This window comes from Phyllobacterium bourgognense (assembly GCF_003337575.1).
GTDB classification, from domain to species: domain Bacteria; phylum Pseudomonadota; class Alphaproteobacteria; order Rhizobiales; family Rhizobiaceae; genus Phyllobacterium; species Phyllobacterium bourgognense.
This window is the reverse complement of sequence record NZ_QPJM01000058.1, coordinates 1-1361: the sequence shown is the minus strand read 5'-3', so window position 1 is coordinate 1361 and position 1361 is coordinate 1. Positions and strand designations below refer to the sequence as shown.

At 59.6% G+C, this 1361-nt stretch carries 1 protein-coding gene; it reads right to left on the bottom strand.

Annotated elements, in window-relative coordinates; translation table 11 throughout:
- Positions 1–252: 252 nt before the first annotated feature.
- Positions 253–1281, bottom strand: coding sequence for an IS110 family RNA-guided transposase (locus C7476_RS27770; protein ID WP_114433126.1), 1029 nt, complete (start codon positions 1279–1281; stop codon positions 253–255).
- Positions 1282–1361 lie beyond the last annotated feature (80 nt).

Sequence of the window (1361 nt, the reverse complement as noted above, 5' to 3'; positions counted from 1 at the left end):
CTTCTCTAATCGGGCATTTGGGTCAAGCTCTTTTTTAATCTTCGGCGGCCTGATCGTTCACGCGGGTCACGCTTCTCTTCGCAGTCTGTTGGCTCCTTCACGCTTGGAGTCGCTGCATGCATGCATGGGATCAGGGTCTGGAAAGCCTCGCTTTGCGACGCGCTCGAAGCGCAGCAGACATTAACGGCTTCATCCATCCCGTCGTCCGCGTGGGACGATCCGGCCAGGATCGAGTTCGAAGGCTCTGTCAAATCATGCAGATGCCTCCGATCCGAACCGGAACTCTGTGCCGTCGATCCACATCCGATGAAGCACGACGGCAATCTTGCGGGCGACAGCGACGATGGCTCGCCGCCGTCCCTTGGTCTTCATCAGCCGCACGCCCCATGCCTTCAGGCTGCTCCAGGCAATCGACCGCATCAGCATCGCGTTGGCGGCTGCATAGAGCGTCGCCCGCACGTCGGCGTCGCCGGCATGGGAGATCCGGCCGGGATTGTCCTTCTCGCCGGACTGGAAGCGTCGCGGCGTCAGCCCGAAGTGAGCGCCGACAGTGCGCGAGCTTTTGAAGCGGGTCGGATCGTCAACTGCGGCCTTGAAGCTCAAAGCCGTCACGTAGCCGACACCTGGAACACTCATGAACCGCGTAGTGACGGAGTCTTGGTGCGCCGCTCTTCGGACACGTCGATCGAGTTCAAGAAAGGTTTCCAGAAGCATCTGCCTGGCCTGCAACATCGGTAGGAGCGCATGGCTTAGTGCGGGATCGCTTTCGATCGTGTCCCGGACGGCCGCATCGAACGCACCACCCCGCAGACGCATCGGCAGTTTGACGCCGAAGACCTTCAGAAGCCCGCGGATTTCGTTTTCAAGGTCGATGCATTTCCGCTGCATGACCTTGCGGCTGGTGAGCAATGCACGGATGTAATGGCTTTCGACGCTCTTTACATGCACCCGACTATACCAACCCGATCGCAGCAGTTGGGCGATGCCGCGAGCGTCGTTTTTGTCGGTCTTGTTGCGCATGGCCGAAAGAGCGGCATTGACCTGCCGAGCCTCCATGCACACGACGTCGAACCCCGCTTCTTTCAGTCCGTAGGTCAGATGTTGAGTGAGCGTGCCAGCTTCCAGCCCAACCTGATGGATCGGTTCGCCAAACTCGCGCAGGCAACGAACCAGGTCCGGCACGTCGGATGAAACGGATCGCTCGAGCCGAACCTTCCCATCCTGGTCAATAATGCAGATCGCCACTGAGCGCAGCGACACGTCCAAAGCAGCATAAAACATCGTCATCTCCCTTCATCTCGGTCAAGCCGGGATAGTAGTGGGAGCTCGTCCCTGGGGGGACCGCCCGATTACACATGCTT

What these genes read in the sequence shown, in the direction of transcription:
- C7476_RS27770 (WP_114433126.1), bottom strand. Translation starts at nt 1,281, where the DNA reads ATGTTTTATGCTGCTTTGGACGTGTCGCTGCGCTCAGTGGCGATCTGC.